Source organism: Rhizobium sp. BIGb0125 (assembly GCF_024810055.1).
Taxonomy (GTDB): domain Bacteria; phylum Pseudomonadota; class Alphaproteobacteria; order Rhizobiales; family Rhizobiaceae; genus Agrobacterium.
Window position 1 is genome coordinate 106,365 of record NZ_JANUDV010000010.1, and the last position, 18,879, is coordinate 125,243.

The 18,879-nt window shown below is 55.0% G+C and carries 21 protein-coding genes and 1 tRNA gene; 15 read left to right on the forward strand and 7 right to left on the reverse strand.

Annotated features, from left to right (window positions below):
• From galE to M2418_RS23450, 4 genes are read left to right on the forward strand one after another with little or no spacing between them, the layout of a single operon-like run.
• Complete coding sequence (gene galE / locus M2418_RS23435; protein WP_192491506.1) at window positions 1-984, forward strand: UDP-glucose 4-epimerase GalE; 984 nt, start codon at window positions 1-3, stop codon at window positions 982-984.
• On the forward strand, window positions 981-2,951 hold the full coding sequence (locus M2418_RS23440) for a glycosyltransferase family 2 protein (RefSeq protein WP_259149462.1): 1,971 nt from the start codon (window positions 981-983) through the stop codon (window positions 2,949-2,951). The genes galE and M2418_RS23440 overlap by 4 nt, the downstream gene beginning before the upstream one ends.
• Window positions 2,948-3,457 carry a DUF995 domain-containing protein gene (locus M2418_RS23445; protein ID WP_259149463.1) on the forward strand — a complete coding sequence of 170 codons (510 nt, stop codon included), beginning with the start codon at window positions 2,948-2,950 and terminating at the stop codon, window positions 3,455-3,457. Before M2418_RS23440 ends, M2418_RS23445 begins: the two co-directional genes overlap by 4 nt.
• A 17-nt stretch (window positions 3,458-3,474) precedes the next feature.
• Window positions 3,475-4,440, forward strand: coding sequence for a glycoside hydrolase family 26 protein (locus M2418_RS23450; protein ID WP_259149464.1), 966 nt, complete (start codon window positions 3,475-3,477; stop codon window positions 4,438-4,440).
• Between the two features lie 83 nt (window positions 4,441-4,523).
• Here the strand turns inward: M2418_RS23450 and M2418_RS23455 are convergent, their stop codons facing one another.
• Together M2418_RS23455 and M2418_RS23460 are read right to left on the reverse strand one after the other, a co-directional pair.
• Window positions 4,524-5,834, reverse strand: coding sequence for an MFS transporter (locus M2418_RS23455; RefSeq protein ID WP_250985627.1), 1,311 nt, complete (start codon window positions 5,832-5,834; stop codon window positions 4,524-4,526).
• 240 nt (window positions 5,835-6,074) lie between these two features.
• Window positions 6,075-6,159, reverse strand: a tRNA-Leu gene (locus M2418_RS23460).
• A gap of 264 nt (window positions 6,160-6,423) precedes the next feature.
• Here M2418_RS23460 and M2418_RS23465 point away from each other — a divergent pair.
• Window positions 6,424-6,939 carry a disulfide bond formation protein B gene (locus M2418_RS23465; RefSeq protein WP_259149465.1) on the forward strand — a complete coding sequence of 172 codons (516 nt, stop codon included), beginning with the start codon at window positions 6,424-6,426 and terminating at the stop codon, window positions 6,937-6,939.
• Between the two features lie 16 nt (window positions 6,940-6,955).
• Here M2418_RS23465 and M2418_RS23470 read toward each other — a convergent pair whose 3' ends face one another.
• The gene (locus tag M2418_RS23470) at window positions 6,956-7,513 is read right to left on the reverse strand and encodes an HNH endonuclease (protein ID WP_192491511.1); all 558 of its coding nucleotides are present in this window, start codon (window positions 7,511-7,513) and stop codon (window positions 6,956-6,958) included.
• A 100-nt stretch (window positions 7,514-7,613) separates the two neighbouring features.
• Window positions 7,614-8,258, reverse strand: a complete 645-nt coding sequence (locus M2418_RS23475; protein WP_259149466.1) for a DNA-3-methyladenine glycosylase — start codon at window positions 8,256-8,258, stop codon at window positions 7,614-7,616.
• A gap of 81 nt (window positions 8,259-8,339) precedes the next feature.
• On the opposite strand from M2418_RS23475, the gene gluQRS reads away from it, so the two are divergent.
• Window positions 8,340-9,245, forward strand: coding sequence for a tRNA glutamyl-Q(34) synthetase GluQRS (gene gluQRS, locus M2418_RS23480; RefSeq protein WP_259149467.1), 906 nt, complete (start codon window positions 8,340-8,342; stop codon window positions 9,243-9,245).
• 31 nt (window positions 9,246-9,276) lie between these two features.
• Here the strand turns inward: gluQRS and M2418_RS23485 are convergent, their stop codons facing one another.
• On the reverse strand, window positions 9,277-9,915 hold the full coding sequence (locus tag M2418_RS23485; RefSeq protein WP_259149468.1) for a hypothetical protein: 639 nt from the start codon (window positions 9,913-9,915) through the stop codon (window positions 9,277-9,279).
• A gap of 104 nt (window positions 9,916-10,019) precedes the next feature.
• Window positions 10,020-10,928: a YihY/virulence factor BrkB family protein gene (locus M2418_RS23490; RefSeq protein WP_192491513.1), complete on the reverse strand. Its 909-nt coding sequence runs from the start codon at window positions 10,926-10,928 to the stop codon at window positions 10,020-10,022.
• 81 nt (window positions 10,929-11,009) lie between these two features.
• On the opposite strand from M2418_RS23490, the gene M2418_RS23495 reads away from it, so the two are divergent.
• From M2418_RS23495 to M2418_RS23525, 7 genes are all read left to right on the forward strand, one after another.
• Complete coding sequence (locus tag M2418_RS23495; RefSeq protein ID WP_259149469.1) at window positions 11,010-11,843, forward strand: SDR family oxidoreductase; 834 nt, start codon at window positions 11,010-11,012, stop codon at window positions 11,841-11,843.
• Window positions 11,844-11,951: 108 nt separating this feature from the next.
• Window positions 11,952-12,149 carry a twin transmembrane helix small protein gene (locus M2418_RS23500; protein ID WP_192491515.1) on the forward strand — a complete coding sequence of 66 codons (198 nt, stop codon included), beginning with the start codon at window positions 11,952-11,954 and terminating at the stop codon, window positions 12,147-12,149.
• 12 nt (window positions 12,150-12,161) lie between these two features.
• Window positions 12,162-12,740 (forward strand): cob(I)yrinic acid a,c-diamide adenosyltransferase, encoded by a 579-nt coding sequence (locus M2418_RS23505; RefSeq protein ID WP_259149471.1) that lies wholly within the window; start codon window positions 12,162-12,164, stop codon window positions 12,738-12,740.
• Window positions 12,741-12,767: 27 nt separating this feature from the next.
• Entirely contained in the window at window positions 12,768-13,553 is a 786-nt protein-coding gene (locus M2418_RS23510) for a rhomboid family intramembrane serine protease (protein WP_259149472.1), read from the forward strand.
• 170 nt (window positions 13,554-13,723) lie between these two features.
• A complete protein-coding gene (locus M2418_RS23515) occupies window positions 13,724-14,470 on the forward strand; it encodes an electron transfer flavoprotein subunit beta/FixA family protein (protein WP_259149475.1) in 747 nt (248 codons plus the stop codon).
• Between the two features lie 24 nt (window positions 14,471-14,494).
• Window positions 14,495-15,424 (forward strand): electron transfer flavoprotein subunit alpha/FixB family protein, encoded by a 930-nt coding sequence (locus M2418_RS23520; protein WP_259149476.1) that lies wholly within the window; start codon window positions 14,495-14,497, stop codon window positions 15,422-15,424.
• Between the two features lie 120 nt (window positions 15,425-15,544).
• The gene (locus tag M2418_RS23525; RefSeq protein ID WP_259149477.1) at window positions 15,545-16,426 is read left to right on the forward strand and encodes a 3-hydroxybutyryl-CoA dehydrogenase; all 882 of its coding nucleotides are present in this window, start codon (window positions 15,545-15,547) and stop codon (window positions 16,424-16,426) included.
• 56 nt (window positions 16,427-16,482) lie between these two features.
• Here M2418_RS23525 and tlpA read toward each other — a convergent pair whose 3' ends face one another.
• On the reverse strand, window positions 16,483-17,151 hold the full coding sequence (gene tlpA / locus M2418_RS23530; protein WP_259149478.1) for a thiol:disulfide interchange protein TlpA: 669 nt from the start codon (window positions 17,149-17,151) through the stop codon (window positions 16,483-16,485).
• 24 nt (window positions 17,152-17,175) lie between these two features.
• On the opposite strand from tlpA, the gene argH reads away from it, so the two are divergent.
• The gene (gene argH / locus M2418_RS23535) at window positions 17,176-18,576 is read left to right on the forward strand and encodes an argininosuccinate lyase (RefSeq protein WP_259149479.1); all 1,401 of its coding nucleotides are present in this window, start codon (window positions 17,176-17,178) and stop codon (window positions 18,574-18,576) included.
• Between the two features lie 95 nt (window positions 18,577-18,671).
• On the forward strand, window positions 18,672-18,875 hold the full coding sequence (locus M2418_RS23540) for a hypothetical protein (protein ID WP_250985539.1): 204 nt from the start codon (window positions 18,672-18,674) through the stop codon (window positions 18,873-18,875).
• The last annotated feature ends 4 nt before the right edge of the window (window positions 18,876-18,879 follow it).

The following is an 18,879-nucleotide window of genomic DNA, read 5'->3' on the forward strand; positions in this document are numbered from 1 at the left end:
ATGCCCCGCTACATCCTTGTCACAGGCGGAGCCGGCTTCATAGGAAGCCATATCTGCAAGGCGTTATCGCTGTCCGGCATGGTGCCGGTGGCTTATGACAACCTGTCCACCGGCCACAGCGATGCTGTGCGCTGGGGACCGTTGATCACGGCTGACATTGCCGATCACAGCATGTTGCGGGCAACGCTTTCCGAGTTTGCCCCTTCCCACGTCATCCATTGCGCTGCCAATGCCTATGTCGGGGAATCGGTAACCGACCCGCGCAAATATTACCGCAACAACGTGGCCGGCAGCCTGACACTGCTGGAAGCCTGCATGGACCACCATGTCGAAGGACTGGTCTTTTCCAGCAGTTGCGCCACCTATGGCATTCCGGAAATCCTGCCGATCCGTGAGGAAACGCCACAAATACCGGTTAATCCCTACGGCCGTACCAAGCTGATTTTTGAAATGGCTTTGGAAGACTATGCCGCAGCCTATGGGCTGCGGTTTGTCGCCCTGCGCTATTTCAATGCCGCAGGGGCTGACCCGGGCGGAGAGCTTTCCGAACGGCATGAGCCAGAAACCCACCTTGTGCCACGCGCGCTTCTGGCCGCCGCCCACAAGGTTCCGCAGCTGGATGTGTTCGGCAATGATTACGACACGCAAGACGGAACCTGCGTGCGTGACTACATTCATGTCAGCGATCTGGCTGACGCTCATCTCGCAGCGATCCGTTATCTTGTGGGTGGTGGCGAGACCCTGCGTGTCAATCTGGGCTCTGGCCGTGGCGCATCGGTTGCCGAAATCGTCGGCGCCATCCACCGAGTAACGGGCCAGCAGGTACCTGTCCAATACGGCCCGCGTCGCGCCGGTGATCCCCCCTCACTATTTGCAGATATTGGTCGCGCCAAAGCCGTGCTTGGCTTCACACCATCCCGCTCGGACATCGAAACGATCATCCGCACTGCTGCACCGACGTTCGGACTGGAGACCAGCCGATGAGCACGACACAGTTCACAACGATCGATAACACCCAAAAGGCCAAACATAAGGTCCATGCCAGGGTGTCCGACGCACTGTTCGACCCGGTCTTCACCGGGTGGAACCGTATTGCCTATCTGCTGGGTATCGCAGGTTGGCTGGTAACCCTGGTTTATTTCTGGGGCTGGTGGCTGGATACTGACCACGTGCTGTCGATGCCCTATTTCATCGCCGTCAGCGTCTCGGTGTTCTACGTCACCATCCTGCCTGCCTATTTCGTGCTGATTTTCCTCAACGCCAAAGCCGTCAAACCGGAGGCACCCTTGCCCGAGGGGCGTGTTGCCATGGTGGTGACCAAGGCTCCATCAGAGCCCTTCTCGGTGGTCAAAAAAACCATGCTGGCCATGCTCGAACAGAAAATAGCGACAGAATACGACGTCTGGCTGGCAGATGAAGATCCGTCACCGGAGACCAGACGCTGGTGCGGCGAACATGGCGTGTTGATTTCCACCCGCAAGGGTGTTGAAGCCTATCACCGTGCACAATGGCCGCGCCGCACACGCTGCAAGGAAGGCAACCTTGCCTATTTCTACGATCATTATGGGTATGACCGTTATGACTTCGTGGCGCAGTTCGATGCGGACCATGTACCGGAACCGGACTATCTCCACGAAATCCTGAAGCCTTTTGCGGATCCCGCGGTCGGTTATGTGTCGGCACCCAGCATTTGTGATGCAAATGCCGATGAAAGTTGGGCGGCACGCGGCAGGCTATACGTCGAGGCCGGCCTGCATGGCGCATTCCAGACCGGTTATAATAACGGCTGGGCACCTCTATGTATCGGCTCACATTATGCCGTGCGCACCAAAGCCTTGCGTCAAGTGGGTGGCCTTGGGCCTGAATTGGCAGAAGACCATTCCACCACCTTACTGATGAATGCGGGTGGCTGGCGTGGAGTGCATGCCTTGAACGCTATTGCCCATGGTGACGGGCCTTCAACCTTCACAGATCTTGCCGTGCAGGAATTCCAGTGGTCGCGTAGTCTGGTTACTATTCTTCTGCAGTATTCGAAGGACTATGTGCCGGCACTGCCAGCCAAACTGCAATTTCAGTTTCTGTTTTCGCAGATGTGGTATCCGCTGTTTTCCGTTGTCATGGCAGTCATGTTCGTCATGCCGGTTATCGCCCTTCTCGCAGGCCGTCCACTGGTCAATGTCAGCTACCCTGAATTCATGCTGCATTTCCTGCCTTCAATCTTGATGCTGACGGTGTTCACCTTCTTCTGGCGGGCAACCGGAACCTTCAGGCCGCATGATGCACGGCCGTTTTGCTGGGAAACATTTGCCTTCCTGTTCCTGCGTTGGCCCTGGTCGCTGGCAGGCTGCCTAGTCGCCATCCGTGACAGGATGAACGGTTCTTTCGTGGATTTTCGCATCACACCGAAAGGTGGCGAAAAGGCCGGATGCCTGCCGCTGCGCATCGTCGCACCCTACATAGTGCTGGCTGGCTTCACAGCGCTTGCCATGATGCTCGCGCCGGACAGCCGCAGCACACAGGGCTTTTACATTTTCGCAGCCATGAACGTGACGGTTTACGCCTTCCTCGTTCTGCTTTTGATGTTCCGGCACGCTTCGGAAAACAGCCTCTCGGTATTGCCGCGGACATGGGGCAATGCACTCGCAACAGTGTCTTCCTTCATCATCATTGCCAGCGGGGTGGTGCAACTCAACACTCATGGCCTTGGTGGCCTGGAAGCGCTGTCGCACGGCCAACCCTATGTCAGCTTTACCGAAACCCGCTTCAACGCTTCCGGTGCAGGCGTTGGTGGTACCAAGACCATAAAGATGAAATTCCGGGTGAAATGGCACGGCATCCAACCTGAACAGGAAGTGCAGGTAAAGCCGCAGCCCACTCCACCACAATACGGAATCATCATGCTGGCCAAGGCCAGACAGGATGGGTCCCTCGAGAAAGGAAGACTGTCATGAAAACTATAATCAAAAACCTCAGGCTTCCAGTCCTTCTGCTCAGCATGAGCATGCTGACACCAAGTCTGGCGCTTGCCGCAAAAGAGGTCAAAAAATCCCCACAGCTTCTGACAGCATCGGAAGTGGTGAATATGTACAAGGACAAAACCTGGCGCTGGCCAAGTGGCGGCGGACGGTTTGATTCGCAAGGTCGGCGCTTTACCGCAATGACCGAAGAAAACGGCAAGAAGTCCGTCGGCGAAGGCACATGGTCTGTCGATAACCTCGGCAAGATGTGCATGAACGCCACCTGGACGACGGACGGCAAGGCCGCCAAGGCAAGGACATGTTTTTCCCATGGCAGGCTTGGCAATGTCATCTACCAGAAGCGTTTGCCAATGGGAGACTGGTACGTGTTTCGCAGTGCCAAACCCAGAGCAAGCGATGAATTTTCGAAACTTGTGAACACCGACAGCGTAACCGTTCAGGCGTTGGCGGCCAAACAGGTCATGTCAGTCAAAAAATAGTTGGAGAGGAGAAAGCCATGAAGAAGCTGAACAAAAAAATCCTGTCCGCAGCGGCTATAGCAATCCTGTTTTCCGCCGCGGCCTACCCGGTGGTCCAGTCACAGGCACAAAATGCCGCAGGCATGACAGCAGCCACCTTGCGTTCCATCACAGACAAACGCCCGACACTGCATGCCGATGGCATAAAGTTCGGTGCCTATGATCCACATGGCGACTTTGGTCAGCAACAGGGTGTAGCAACCGAACACCTCTTCCTGCCCTGGGAAGACGTGGATCTGGATAGTCTGAAAACGGCCGATGCCTATGCGCTGGAACGCAAACGCAATGTGCTGATTACCGTTGAACCCTGGTCGTGGGACGTCAGCTGGCGCCTCACCTCCGATGAGTTGCGGCGGAAAATCCTGCAAGGCGGGTATGACGAAAATATGCACGCCATTGCCCGCATGGTCTCGCAAATGAAAAGCCCTGTCATCATTCGATGGGGCCAGGAAATGGAAGACAAATCCGGCCGCTTCTCTTGGTCCGGCTGGGCACCCAATGACTACATCACCGCCTACCGTCACATGATGGATATCTTGCGCAAGGAAGCACCCAATGCCAAACTGATGTGGTCTCCAAAGGGTGAAGACGGCCTGCAGGCCTATTATCCCGGCGACAACTATGTCGACTTTGTAGGGCTGTCAGTGTTCGGTCTCGAAGCCTTCGACAAAATCGAACATGGCGGCCCATGGACCTTCGGACAATCCCTCAAGAAGGGATACAGTCTGGTGGAAAAATACAACAAACCGATATGGGTCGCCGAACTGGGTTATGAAGGCAATGATGCCTACATCAAACCCTGGATGAACGACGTAACTTTGAAAACTAGCGAGTTCCCCAAGCTGGAAGAAGTCGTCTATTTCAACGACAAGGACGTCCATCCATGGCCGCATAACCTTGGAAAACCTGACTGGCGCGTGGTGCGCAACGACCAGACCAACTGAAGCGTTGCCATGTCAAACCACACATAAAAAAGCCCCGCACGACAGGCGCGCGGGGCTTTGTTGTTCAAGCGATACGGCTGCGATCAATCCTCTTGGATATGGCTCGTATGCTTGGTGTCGCGCATGCGGATGTAAACGATCAGCGATAGGCCAATCATGATCGTGACGTACCAGAAAAACCACTCTTCATGGCCGATCTGCTTGAACTTCAAGGCCACGAACTCTGCCGTACCGCCAAACACCGTATTGGCCAGCGCGTAAGGAAGCGCAACACCGAGTGCACGGATGTGCGCCGGGAACAGTTCCGCCTTAACGACGGCATTGATCGAGGTGTAACCGGTGACGATCAACAGACCCGCAAGAACCAGAGCGAATGCTGCAAAGGCATTTGTCGTTACAGCCAAAGTCGAGAAAATCGGATAGGTGCACAACAGACCGAGCACACCGAACCCGACCATCAGCGGCTTGCGACCGATCTTGTCGGAAAGCGCACCCGCGACAGGCTGGAACAGCATGAACACAAACAAAGCAGCTGTGGTAATCTCCGTCGCACTTTCCTTGCTGAAGCCCGACGTATTGACGAGGAACTTCTGCAGGTAGGTCGTGTAGGCATAAAAGGCCAATGTACCACCGGATGTCAGTGCCATAACCATCAACGCTTCACGCGGATAATGGCGGAACAGGGCCCAGCCACTGGACTTCGGCTTTTCAGCCGTATCAGCCTTGGCATTTTCAAAAGACTGCGTCTCAACCAGACCACGACGGATGTAAAACACCGCAATGGCGAGGAAGCCGCCAATCAGGAATGGGATACGCCAGCCCCACGAGCTGAGCTGTTCCGGCGTCAGCACACGCTGAAGAACCAAGAGAACCGCCAGCGCCAGCAACTGACCGGAAATCAGCGTGACATATTGGAAGCTTGAGAAAAAGCCGCGACGGTTCTTGCCCGCCATCTCGCTGAGGTAGGTGGCACTTGCGCCATATTCACCACCAACACTGATACCCTGCAGCAAACGTGCAAACACCAGAATGGCCGGCGCCGCAATGCCAATGGTTTCGTGACCCGGCGTAATGGCAATCAACAGCGATCCGAGACACATCAGCGTCACCGACAGCGTGAGGCCCGCCTTGCGGCCCTTGCGGTCTGCGTAGGTTCCCATGAACCAGGCACCTATCGGGCGCATCAGGAAACCGACCGCGAAAACGGCCGCTGCGCTCAACAATTCGGCGGTCTGATTGCCGGAAGGAAAGAAGATCGGCGCAAAATACAACGTAAAGGCCGAATAAACATACCAGTCATACCACTCGACGAGATTGCCTGCGGAACCGCCAATAATGGATTTCAAACGGGTTTTCTGGTCCAGGACTGGAGCACCAGCCGGACTTGATGACATCTTATTCACAGTAACTCCAATTCGTAATTATCTGGAGATGAGGCGCGCGGAAGGTATGAGATGCGATATTTTGCCGCGCCATAAGACGGCTATACACCCGGATTGCTGCAATGCGCAAGTTTATGCTGCGCTGCAGCAATGTCACATTAGACCAAAGAACTAGGCGCAAAAAACCGGTATCGTGCCGAACAGGAATTCGTTCCTGCGGAAATCTTTATCAAATTATCGATGTGAAGATTTTGGTGCCCCTTGCCGGAATCGAACCAGCACTCCTCTCGGAACCTGATTTTGAGTCAGGCGCGTCTACCAATTCCGCCAAAGGGGCAACAGGAGCGAAGTCCTGTGGTATGGCGCCGGACTATACGAATGAACCGGTTCCGGTCAACCGGTTTTTACAAAAATCAGCAATTCACGAAACTTTGCTCGATCACCGTGTTGGGCGGAACATTCACCACATTTACATTCCCGCATGTACTGGATTACAGGTTACAGCATGATGCCGGGCAGGACGGCACCCATATACCCCTCCTTTCCTGTCCCATGCGTGGGCAATTTTCATCACGCAGATACCAAAGCAAGAGTGAAATCCATGGCACAGACACAATCCGCGCAATCCGGTCTTATCGTTTCTTCCGTTCTGGTCACCGCAGGTATGATCTTCACCGTCGGCTCGGCGCTTGGTTTTCAGCACATTGGCGGCTACACGCCCTGCGCGCTTTGCCTCTTGCAGCGTGATCCCTATTATTACGCCATTCCGCTCGGCATTCTCGCCATCCTCGCAAGCCTTCTGAAGCTGCCCTCATGGACCGTCAAAACATTTCTCGTGCTGATTGGTATTGCCATGCTGATCGGCGCTGGCATGGGCGTTTATCATTCCGGCGTTGAATGGGGTTTCTGGGAAGGTCCGACGACCTGCGCCACCGGCGCACCATCGATCACAACCAATGCCGGCAGCCTGTTGAGCGACCTCAACGCCATCAAGGCGCCTTCGTGCAACACCGCAGCATTGCGCGTGCTTGGTCTGTCGTTTGCGGGCTGGAACGTGATTGCAAGCGTAGCGCTGGCCGCAATCGCCTTCTACGGCGCAACCCGCAAAAAGATCTGACCGGGAACCGGCTTCATCAAGGCTGAAGCTCGGTATCCCAGTAAAGATAGTCCATCCAGCTTTCATGCAGGTAATTGGGCGGGAACAACCGCCCATTATTATGCAGGTCCTGCACGGTTGGCTGGTATGGTCTCTGGTGCGGAAGCATGCCAGCCTGTTTCGGCAACTTACTGCCTTTGCGCAGGTTACATGGTGAACACGCCGCAACGACGTTCAGCCATGTGGTTTCACCACCATGCGCACGCGGAATAACATGATCGAATGTCAGGTCGTCATGAGAGCCGCAATACTGGCATTGGAACTTGTCGCGCAAGAAGACATTAAAGCGGGTAAAGGCAGGGTTTCTGGCCGGTTGCACATAGGTTTTGAGGCTTATGACACTCGGTAATCGTATCGAGAAACTCGGCGATGAAACCGAGTGATCATACTCTGCTATGATATTCACACGATCTAGAAAAACCGCCTTGATCGCGTCCTGCCATGACCAGAGCGACAAGGGATAATAACTCAGTGGCCTATAGTCAGCGTTCAGAACGAGCGCTGGCAAAGCCTGTGGGGAGACTGCAATCGTCAAGGGCTTCTCCTGATCGATTCGGCATCTGCATTGTGTATATTAGGTCTGTTGTTACAGTATTGTGAAGCCTATAAATGAAGCGCTCAAAGAAAGGCATATTTCAGGCGATTGGCAGCGCCTCACGCCGGGTTATTGCAGCGTAATAGGACCAGAAAAGCCGGGCCGCCACCGAGCGCCAGGGCGACCATTTTTCTGACAAGACAGCCAGTTGGCGAGCCGTCGGGCGCGCCTCCATGTCAAACGCATGGGCAACCGCAGCCTGCAAAGCGACATCCCCGGCCGGAAAAATATCCGCATGGCCACCGCAGAACATCAGATAGACCTGCGCCGTCCATGGCCCTACCCCTTTGACGGCGGTCAATTCGGCCATCGCAGTCGCCGCATCAATCCGGCTCAACGCTTCGAGATCCAGACCACCTTCGGCAACCGCCGTGGCAATGCGCTGCAAAGTCTGCGCTTTGGCACGGGAAAGGCCAAAACCGGCGGCAATATCCGGGTGAACAGCCAGATATCGGTCCGCCGTCATCACCTCCGTGCCCGCGACAATCCGACCCCAGATTGCATCCGCACTGGCACGCGACACCATCTGAGACACGACAATACTGGCAAGACCGGCAAAGCCCGGTTCGCTGAGACGTAACGGCACCGGTCCACACCGGCTGGCAATAAGGCTTAAGGATGGATCGAGCGCAAACAGGGCCGTAAGCCCGTTGGTAATATCATCATCCCCACGAATAACCGTCATCGAATTTCCCAGTCAAACCACAGCCTATTAGAGGGCCTAGGGTCAACACGCCCACCGACCCTTGGCAAACAGAAAAAAATAATGCCTGTAGAGATCATGTCTGATCTGCCTCGTCAAAATTGCGTTACCCGTTTTGCTCCAAGCCCCAATGGGCCATTGCATCTGGGTCATGCCCTTTCTGCCTTCATGAATGCCGATATGGCCAGAGAAAACCAGGGTCGCTTTCTGCTGCGCATAGAGGATATCGATCAAACCCGCTGCACTCCGCAGTTTGAACAGGACATTTACGACGATCTGTCCTGGCTTGGCCTGTCATGGGAACAACCTGTCCGGCGACAGTCTCAGCATTTCGACGACTACCGACTTGCACTGGAAAAACTTGTTGCCATGGATCTTGCCTATCCCGCATTTCTGACGCGCGGCGAAGTGAAGGCAATCGTCAAGGCATCAGAGGCAGGTGGCACGCCATGGCCACGTGATCCGGATGGCGCGGCGCATTACCCAGACAGCGACAAACTGCGGTCATCGGCCGAGCGACAAAGCCGCCTTGCAGCAAACGCCCCTTTTGCATGGCGGTTGAACATGCAAAAGGCCATTGCCCAGCTTGATGAACCATTATTCTGGGACGAGTTCGGCAGCGGCCAGCATCAAACAATCAAAGCCGATCCCGCCCAGTGGGGCGATGTTGTGCTATCGCGTTCGGATGCGCCATCAAGCTATCACCTTTCCGTGGTGCTGGATGACGCGTTGCAGGGCATTACCGATGTGGTGCGTGGCATGGACCTCTATCACGCCACCGCCATTCATCGCCTGTTACAGCAGCTTTTGAACCTTCCGGCACCCAATTATCGTCATCACCGGCTTATTCTCGGCGATGATGGTCGCAAGCTTTCCAAAAGCGAAGGCGGTACGGGACTGGCAGCCTTGCGCGCGATGGGCAAAACGCCCTCAGATATCCACCGCCAGTTACTGCTCGAAATAGGATAGGTCCCGAAGGCGCAACTCGGAGAAAAATAACCTACTGTTTGAGTACATGTCCAAACGTATCGAGCGTCATGTTTAAATCGTCAGCAATGTCTCCAATGTACTTCAAAAGGTTCTCAATGCTTTCCTGGGTATCCTCGTAGAAATAATCAATTGTAAAACGCAGTGTTTCACCAAACTGACTATCGATCGGCGGGTAAGCCAAGCTCCGAATTTGCGTTGCACTTCCCCCACGAGCCGCATCTCTCACCCACCAAGAGATGAACTCCAATCCTTTCAAGCCTTCGACGTTACGTGTAATTGTAAAGTTTATTGAGATTAGGACTTCTGATTTTGAAGCACCATTCGTCCGGCGAAGCGCCGCCAAAGGTAAATCTCCAAATGGTAACTGACTGAAATTACTAACGCTAATCGATGAAATATCCGTTTTGGATACTTCAACAGATGCAATCCCGGGGATGCGTCTTACGGCTTTTTGTAAACTGGCCACCTGTTCTGGAAGGCCATCGACAGCAACCTCAGATTGCGAACTAGCGTGGCAAGGCGAAACCAGCAGGGCACTGATCGCCATCAGCATATAAATAAGTCTTTTCATCCGCACATAAAAAAATGAAGAAATTTTTCTAACAGTCATCTCAGCTTTCCCAAAAAAAAGAGCTAAAATCAGCATCATACGCCGATCATGGCTCGCTAATCGAAGATGAAGCAAAAGATGCACAAAGGAATTAAATCAATTAAAAATTGCATAACGGACTTAACGAAGGTTTACCGCGATACTTAAATATCCGCAGCCTGGTCGGGCTCTGAACTTTCCTTGATGGTTTTCCCATTGATGGTGCGCTTGATGATGCGGCGGACCTGGTACTTCATCAGGGCTGCATTGACCTCTGCACCCAGCATGAAGATCACCCCGATCATGTACAGAAACACCAGCACGATCATCACCGACGCCAGACCGGCATAGGTGGCGGTGTAATTTGCGAAGGTGGCAAGATACGAGGCAAAAAGCAGCGCGCCAGCCACCCAGAACAGCAATGTCAGCACGATGCCCGGCAGCACATCCAGCAAACGCCGCCTGCCCGCTGGAAGCCATAGATGTGCAATCACCAAGCCGGTAAATAGAACGATGATAGTTCCGTAAACACCAAGGCTGGAGATAGTACTGAGAAAATCGGTCATCCACGGAAAGCGCACTTCCGCAAAAGCCAGAGCCACCGGCACCGCCACCAGCACCGTGCTGATTGCAGCAAAGATGATGACCGCCATCAGCACATAAAAAAGGCTCCACAGACGGGTTACATACCACCAGCGCGTTTCGGAAACGCGGTAGGCGCGGTTGAGCGATATGCGCAGCGCCTCTACCCCGTTAGACGCAAAGTAGGCGGCAGCCAGCACCGAAACTGTCAGCAGTCCCCCGCGCGGAATGGTCAGGACCTGCTGCACCTGGGCCGCAATGGGTGCGGCAATCGCCTCCGGCCAGGTATCAAAAATCAGATGAACAGCTGTTTCCGAAAAACTGTCCGCGCCAAGGAAACCGGCCAATGCCGTCCCGAAAATCAGGAACGGAAAAAGCGCCAGCAAAATAGACAATGCCACGTGACTTGCCATTGCCCAGCCGTCATCCTCCGCAAAATGGAAGTAGGCGTCAAAGGCAACCTTGTAGGCCAGTCGCAGAGTGGCGAACATGTCACCTCCTGATTCATGCATGCTGATTGTAACTTAGTGGCGAATATGGGAAATCAGCATCGCTTTGTACAGGGAAGAGGCATGACAGACAAACCGGTTATCATCATTACAGGTTGCTCGTCCGGCATTGGCGCCCATTGCGCGACAGCGCTGCAAGACGATGGTTGGCGGGTTTTTGCCACGGTCCGGAGAACTGAGGATATGGCGGCGCTGGAAAACCAGGGCATTGAAACCCTCCTGATGGACTATACCGAACCCACCTCGATTGCGGCGCTGGTCGACACGGTTGCGGCCCGCACTAACGGACGCATCGATGCGCTGTTCAACAACGGTGCCTATGGCCAGCCCGGCGCAGTGGAAGACATCTCGGTTGATACGCTACGCCGCCAGTTTGAAACCAATGTTTTTGGCTGGCATGACCTGACCTGCCGCGTCATTCCCTTCATGCGCAGACAGGGCAAGGGCCGCATCGTGCATTGCTCATCCATTCTCGGCCTTGTGCCATATCGCTATCGTGGCGCCTACACCGCTTCAAAATTCGCACTCGAGGGACTGGGTGTAACCTTACGCATGGAACTGGAAGGCAGCGGCATCCATGTCAGCATGATCGAACCGGGACCAATCGCATCAAAATTTACCGCTACCGCCCTTTCGCATATCGAGGCCAATATCGACCTGAAGAACTCGGCGCATGCGGCGCAGTACGAAAGACAACTAGCGCGCCTGGACGGAACAGGTCCGGTTAACAAGCATAAGCTTGGTCCTGAAGCAGTCTATAAAGTGCTCAAGCATGCCTTGACCGCAACAAGACCGAGGCCGCATTATCTTGTTACCGTTCCAGCCAAACAGGGTGCGTTTTTGAAGAGGATATTACCCGCCGACATGTTCTATCGGCTGCTGCGCAAGTTCGACTAGCCAGAAACGGAAATTCAAAGCAGAGTTTCGCAATGTGCATTGCGAAAACTTGAAATGATGATGCGTATCAAACGCACGGCACCTCAGGGAAACAACAAGGATAAAATCATGTCGGGGTTTACAACAGTTCTTGCCCTCATCGTCATGGGACTTGTCGTTCTCGTGCTGATCCGTGGCCTGTTCAACATGCTCAAGGGAACGGATGGCAACAAATCCAACAAGCTGATGCAACTGCGTCTGGTTCTTCAGGCATTGGCCATTGCGCTGATCATGCTGACATTGTGGATTACCGGCGGCGGGCGTTAAGACAGGAAAAACATGGTCAAGCTGAACAAAATTTACACCCGCACCGGCGACAAGGGCACCACAGCTCTGGTGTCTGGACCACGCCGCCGCAAGGACGACCTGCGTGTTGAGACCTACGGCACGGTGGACGAAACCAATTCGGCCATCGGCATGGCACGCCTGCACACCAAGGCATTTCCCGAACTGGATGCCATGCTGATGCGTATTCAGAACGATCTTTTCGATCTGGGGGCCGACCTTGCCGCGCCGGATACGGGAGAGCCGCTGGGTTATGAACCGCTGCGGATCATCGCAGCCCAGGTGACCCGGGTGGAAACCGAAATCGATGCGTTGAATGCAAACCTTTCGCCGCTCACCTCATTCGTGTTGCCCGGCGGTTCACCTGCATCGGCCTATCTGCATCTGGCGCGCACCATTTCCCGCCGCGCAGAACGGCAAATCGTGGAGCTGTCTTTTACCGATGGCGAAACGGTGAGCCCGGCGGCACTGCAATACATCAATCGTCTCTCCGATTTTCTGTTCGTGGCAGCGCGTTTCACCAATGACGGAGGCGCTGCCGATATTCTTTGGGTACCGGGCAAAAACCGCTGAAAATGATCATGCATCAGAGGAAAATCGATGTTCATACCGTTGCATGATTCGAACTCCCTCAAGCACATCAAAACCCAATACGTCACGATTTCGCTGATCGTCATCAATACAATTGTTTGGCTTGTGACCGGTGCGTTGGTTTCAGACGAAACTTTCGGTCGCGCGGCCATGGGGCTTGGCTTCATTCCGGCAGTGGTGTTCGACTATGCACATCTGGAACCGGCGCTGCAGATAATCCCTGATGATGCCACCTTGATCACCTATGCATTCCTGCATGCAGACTTCTGGCACCTCGCCGGTAACATGGTGTTTTTATGGGTGTTCGGCGACAATGTTGAAGATGCGCTCGGCCATGTCAGGTTTCTGCTGTTCTATCTGCTTTGCGCTGCGGCAGGCGCCCTGTTCCATGGTCTGGTCGCGCCCATGTCGGAAGGTCCGCTGATCGGCGCATCTGCAGCCGTGTCAGGGATTGTTGCCGCTTATTTTCTACTGCACCCGAAAGTCCGTGTTTGGGTGCTGGTGTTGTTTCGTATCCCGCTTCCGCTACCGGCGTTTATTCCACTCGCACTGTGGATCGGCCAACAATTTCTGATGCTGGCAGCTGGCATGGACGATAACGTCTCCTGGGCTGGGCATGTCGGTGGCATTCTGGCCGGCAGCATCCTGGTTTTGTTCCTGCGACGCAAAGGCGTACCGCTGTTTGATCGGACAATTGTCACGCCAAAAGCAGTCAAACACACGACCGATGATGTAAAAACAATACCGGTGTCGCAAAATCAGCGCTCCAATGGCGGCATCCGATGGGGTCGCTGAAAAGAAACCGCTTTATTTTATCTTCACGTAAACGTCAGATATCAATCCAACGCATGGCATCATGAGCAATGGTCCGTTGAATTTATGGAAAAAATGCGTATCCATGTGCCCACTCGAAAATATGGTGGTCGTATGCTCTGTCCACATGATTGAAGTTGAAGGAAAGCTCCATGAAGATCCTTGTGCCCGTTAAACGAGTTGTCGACTACAACGTGAAAATTCGCGTGAAAGCAGATGGCACGGGCGTTGAACTTGCCAACGTCAAAATGTCGATGAACCCGTTTGACGAAATCTCCGTCGAAGAGGCTCTTCGTCTGAAGGAAGCTGGCAAGGCCGAAGAAGTGGTCGTTGTGTCAATCGGTCCGGCCAAAGCCGAGGAAACGCTGCGCACGGCGCTGGCCATGGGTGCCGACCGTGCAATCCTGATTGAAACCGATGAAACGGTTGAGCCGCTGGCAGTCGCCAAGCTGTTGAAGGGCGTGGTCGATGCGGAAACGCCGGATCTGGTTATCCTCGGCAAGCAGGCAATCGATGACGACAGCAACCAGACCGGCCAGATGCTGGCGGCATTGCTCGGCTGGGGTCAGGGCACCTTCGCATCGAAAGTCGAGATTGCTGACAGCTCGGTTGCTGTGACCCGCGAAGTCGACGGCGGCCTGCAGACCGTTTCGCTGAAATTGCCTGCCATCGTGACCACCGACCTTCGCCTCAACGAACCACGTTACGCGTCGCTGCCGAACATCATGAAGGCCAAGAAGAAGCCGCTGGACAAGAAGACCCCTACCGATCTGGGTGTTGATATTGCGCCGCGCCTCAAGGTTTTGAAGACCGAAGAACCGGCTGGCCGCAAGGCAGGCGTCAAGGTTGGCTCGGTCGCAGAGCTGGTATCGAAACTCAAGGCCGACGGCGTATTGTAAGAGACGGATAAGGGAGATTTTATTATGGCCATTCTTCTTCTGGCAGAACACGACAACGCAACCCTTTCCGATCAGACCGCCAAGACGCTGACGGCAGCCGCCAAAATCGGTGGCGACGTGCATGTGCTGGTGGCTGGCTCCGGTGCAAAGGCTGCGGCCGATGAAGCTGCAAAGCTGTCCGGCGTTGCCAAGGTGCTTCTTGCTGACGACGCGTCCTACGCAAACCAGCTGGCAGAACCGCTTGCTGCGCTGATCGTATCACTGAGCGGCTCTTACGACGTCATCATCGCACCTGCGACCGCATCGGCCAAAAACGTTGCGCCGCGCGTTGCAGCTCTGCTCGACGTCGCACAGGTATCCGAAATCACCGAAGTGGTTTCCGCTGACACCTTCAAGCGCCCAATCTATGCCGGTAACGCCATCCAGACCGTACAGGCAACTGACGCCAAAAAGGTCATTACCGTTCGCACAGCCTCGTTCACTGCGGCACCAGCCGGTGGTTCCGCTGCTGTTGAAGCGATCGCTGCTGCGACCAACCCAGGCGTTTCGTCCTTCGTGTCGGACGCACTGGCATCGTCTGATCGTCCTGAACTGACATCTGCCAAGATCATCATCTCCGGTGGCCGTGCACTCGGCTCGTCTGAGAAGTTCAAGGAAGTCATTCTGCCGGTTGCCGACAAGCTGGGTGCGGCCGTTGGCGCATCGCGTGCGGCTGTTGACGCCGGTTATGCACCAAACGACTGGCAGGTTGGCCAGACCGGCAAGGTGGTTGCTCCGCAGCTTTACATTGCCGCTGGTATTTCCGGTGCCATCCAGCACCTGGCTGGCATGAAGGACTCGAAGGTCATCGTGGCCATCAACAAGGACGAAGAAGCACCAATCTTCCAGGTTGCTGACTACGGCCTGGTGGCAGACCTGTTCGACGCTCTGCCTGAACTCGAAAAAGCATTGTAAGAAAACAGGCACTATGCCTTGATTGCCGGGCAGGAAACTGCCCGGCAATATTTATTAATCCCTGCACCCATATATAATGCCCGCATAACTGCACCCGCTTTGCCCGGAGGAATCAGCACCATGACCGTTACATTGAAAAATATCGGCATTATCGGAGCGGGCCAGATGGGTTGTGGCATCGCCCATGTTTCGGCACTGGCCGGATACAAGGTGCATATTTACGATCTGAGCCAAAGCGGCATTGAAGCTGGCCTTGCCACCATCAACGGAAACCTGGCCCGTCAGGTCAGCCACGGCAAGCTGGAAGACGAAAGCCGCAAGCACGCGCTGTCCAAGATCAGCGGTTCGACCGATATCAATGATCTCGCATCGATGGATCTGGTGATCGAGGCGGCAACTGAAAACGAAGACATCAAGCGCAAGATTTACGCGCAGGTTTGCCCGGTTCTGAAACCTGAGGCACTGTTGGCGACCAACACCTCGTCGCTGTCGATTACCCGCCTTGCATCCGCCACCGACCGCCCGGAACAGTTCATGGGCATCCACTTCATGAACCCGGTTCCGGTGATGAAGCTGGTGGAACTGGTGCGTGGTATCGCAACCGGCGAAAAAACATTCGACACCGCCAAGGGATATGTCCGCTCGCTCGACAAGGCCATCACTGTCGCCGAAGATTTCCCGGCCTTCATCGTCAACCGCATTCTGCTGCCGATGATCAATGAAGCGATCTACACGCTTTACGAAGGTGTTGGCACGGTTGAAGCCATCGATACCGCCATGAAACTCGGCGCCAACCACCCGATGGGTCCGTTGCAGCTGGCAGACTTCATCGGTCTCGACACCTGCCTCTCCATCATGCAGGTGCTGCATGATGGTCTCGCAGACAGCAAATATCGCCCCTGCCCGCTGCTGGTCAAATATGTCGAGGCTGGATGGCTGGGTCGTAAATCAGGCCGTGGCTTTTATGACTACCGTGGCGAAACACCGGTTCCGACCCGCTAACAGTTCGCCATTACGCGGGGGAGAAAAGGTAAATTCACCCCCGCCATATCATTGGATCACGGCCTCTTGGCCGCCGTGATCAGGGCCTTGGCATCAGGGCTGTCCCATGCAGCCGGCCCATTCATCGATGCAAGCAGACATCCCTTGCCATCAAATAGCAGGGTGGCAGGCAGGCCAAAGGCCAGACCTTCCTTTTTCAGCAAATTAAAAACGCCCATCGAACTGTCGCGGTAGTAACCGAGCGCACCGATCTTGTATTCATCAAGGAAGGTTTTGGGCTTTTCATCCCCGCCCCTATCAATATTGACGGCAACCACTTCAAAGTCCTGCCCACCGATCTCCTGCTCGAGAGCGTTGAGTGCCGGCATTTCTTCACGACATGGCACACACCACGTGGCCCAGAGGTTCAAAAGCACCGTCTTTCCGGCAAAATCCGCCATCGTCAGGCTCTGACCTTCCGGCCCCTTGAAGGTAAGGTTGAGCGGACGCGGCTCCGACGCCGGTGCCATCGCAGCCACCTGCCCCTTGGAAAAGGGCGTCAACGCCGCAATACGGTCGCCTGCACCTTTACATAAACCGGCGACATTGGCCTGAGCCTCTTGAACCGAGCTGCCAGACCCAATATGCCTCATGTAAACCGCGCCTGCACCGGCGATGATACCGGCAAGGGCAGCAATTCCAACAAGCTTGGCAGAGGGAAGGCGAAATGGTCTTTTTTCTGTCACTACATACTCCGGGACTGGCAAACCATGGCTGACGGCAACGACACGAAATCCTCTAACCAGATGTGGGGCGGGCGATTCGCATCCGGTCCGGCCGCAATCATGGAAGAGATAAATGCCTCCATCGGCTTCGACAAGAAACTTTATGCCCAGGACATCCGCGGCTCTATGGCGCATGCTGCCATGCTGGCTGAAAAAGGCATTATTTCGCACGAAGATAAAGACAAGATCACTGAAGGCCTGAACACAATCCTGTCAGAGATCAAAAACGGCACATTCGAATTTTCACGCAAGCTTGAAGATATTCATATGAATATCGAAGCCCGCCTCGCCAACCTGATTGGCCCTGCTGCAGGACGCCTGCACACCGCCCGTTCGCGCAACGATCAGGTCGCGCTCGATTTTCGCCTGTGGGTGAAGGAAGAGCTTCAGAAAACCGAAGCCATGCTGACGGATTTGATTGCTGCGTTCCTCGACCGCGCCGAACAACATGCAGACACCGTCATGCCGGGCTTCACGCATCTGCAAACCGCCCAGCCTGTTACTTTCGGTCACCACTGCATGGCCTATGTTGAAATGTTCGGCCGTGACCGCGCGCGTGTTCGCCACGCCATCGAACATCTGGACGAAAGCCCGATCGGTGCTGCCGCACTTGCCGGCACCGGTTATCCGATCGACCGTCACATGACCGCCAAGGCACTCGGTTTCCGCGAACCGACCCGCAACTCTATCGACACGGTTTCAGACCGCGACTTCGCGCTGGAATTCCTGTCGATCGCCTCGATCTGCGCCACGCATCTGTCGCGTCTGGCGGAAGAAATCGTCATCTGGTCGACACCACAATTCGGCTTCATCCGTCTGTCGGATGCATTTTCGACCGGCTCTTCGATCATGCCGCAGAAAAAGAACCCGGATGCTGCTGAACTGGTGCGCGCCAAGACCGGTCGTATCAACGGTTCCCTGGTTGCCCTGCTGACCGTGATGAAGGGCCTGCCGCTGGCCTATTCAAAGGACATGCAGGAAGACAAGGAACAGGTCTTCGATGCCGCAGAAAGCCTCGAACTGGCGATTGCCGCGATGACCGGCATGATCCGCGACCTCGAAGTCCGCACCGACAAAATGCGCGCAGCTGCCGGTTCTGGTTACTCCACGGCAACCGATCTGGCCGACTGGCTCGTACGTGAAGCCGGCCTTCCGTTCCGTGATGCGCACCATGCCACCGGCCATGCTGTGGCACTGGCCGAAAAGAAGGGCTGCGACCTCGCCGACCTGTCGCTTGAGGAGTTGCAAGCCATCAACCCGGCTATCACCAACGGCATTTTCGATGTTCTTTCTGTCGAAGCCTCGGTTGCCAGCCGCACCAGCTTTGGCGGTACGGCACCGTCTGAAGTCCGCAAACAGATCGCCTGGTGGCGCGCGCGCAACTGATCAATTTAGCGTTACACCAGCATCACAAGAAACAGGGTGCACAAGCGCCCTGTTTTTCTGTATCAGAAGAGCAACTTTTTCCTTTGGACAGACCCATGCTTTCAAAAACGGTTCGTAGCTTCCTTCTTCCCCTTGGCATGACGCTGGTCGTCAGCCTCGTCGTTACCGGTTGCGGCCGTAAAGGCGCGATTGATCCGCCAAGCACGCCGGTAGAGCTGCGCAACAAACGCCCGGCAGATGGCCAGGAAGTCAAACAGGTTACGCCTGAGCGTCCTTTCGTTCTCGACCCGCTGCTTTAACGGA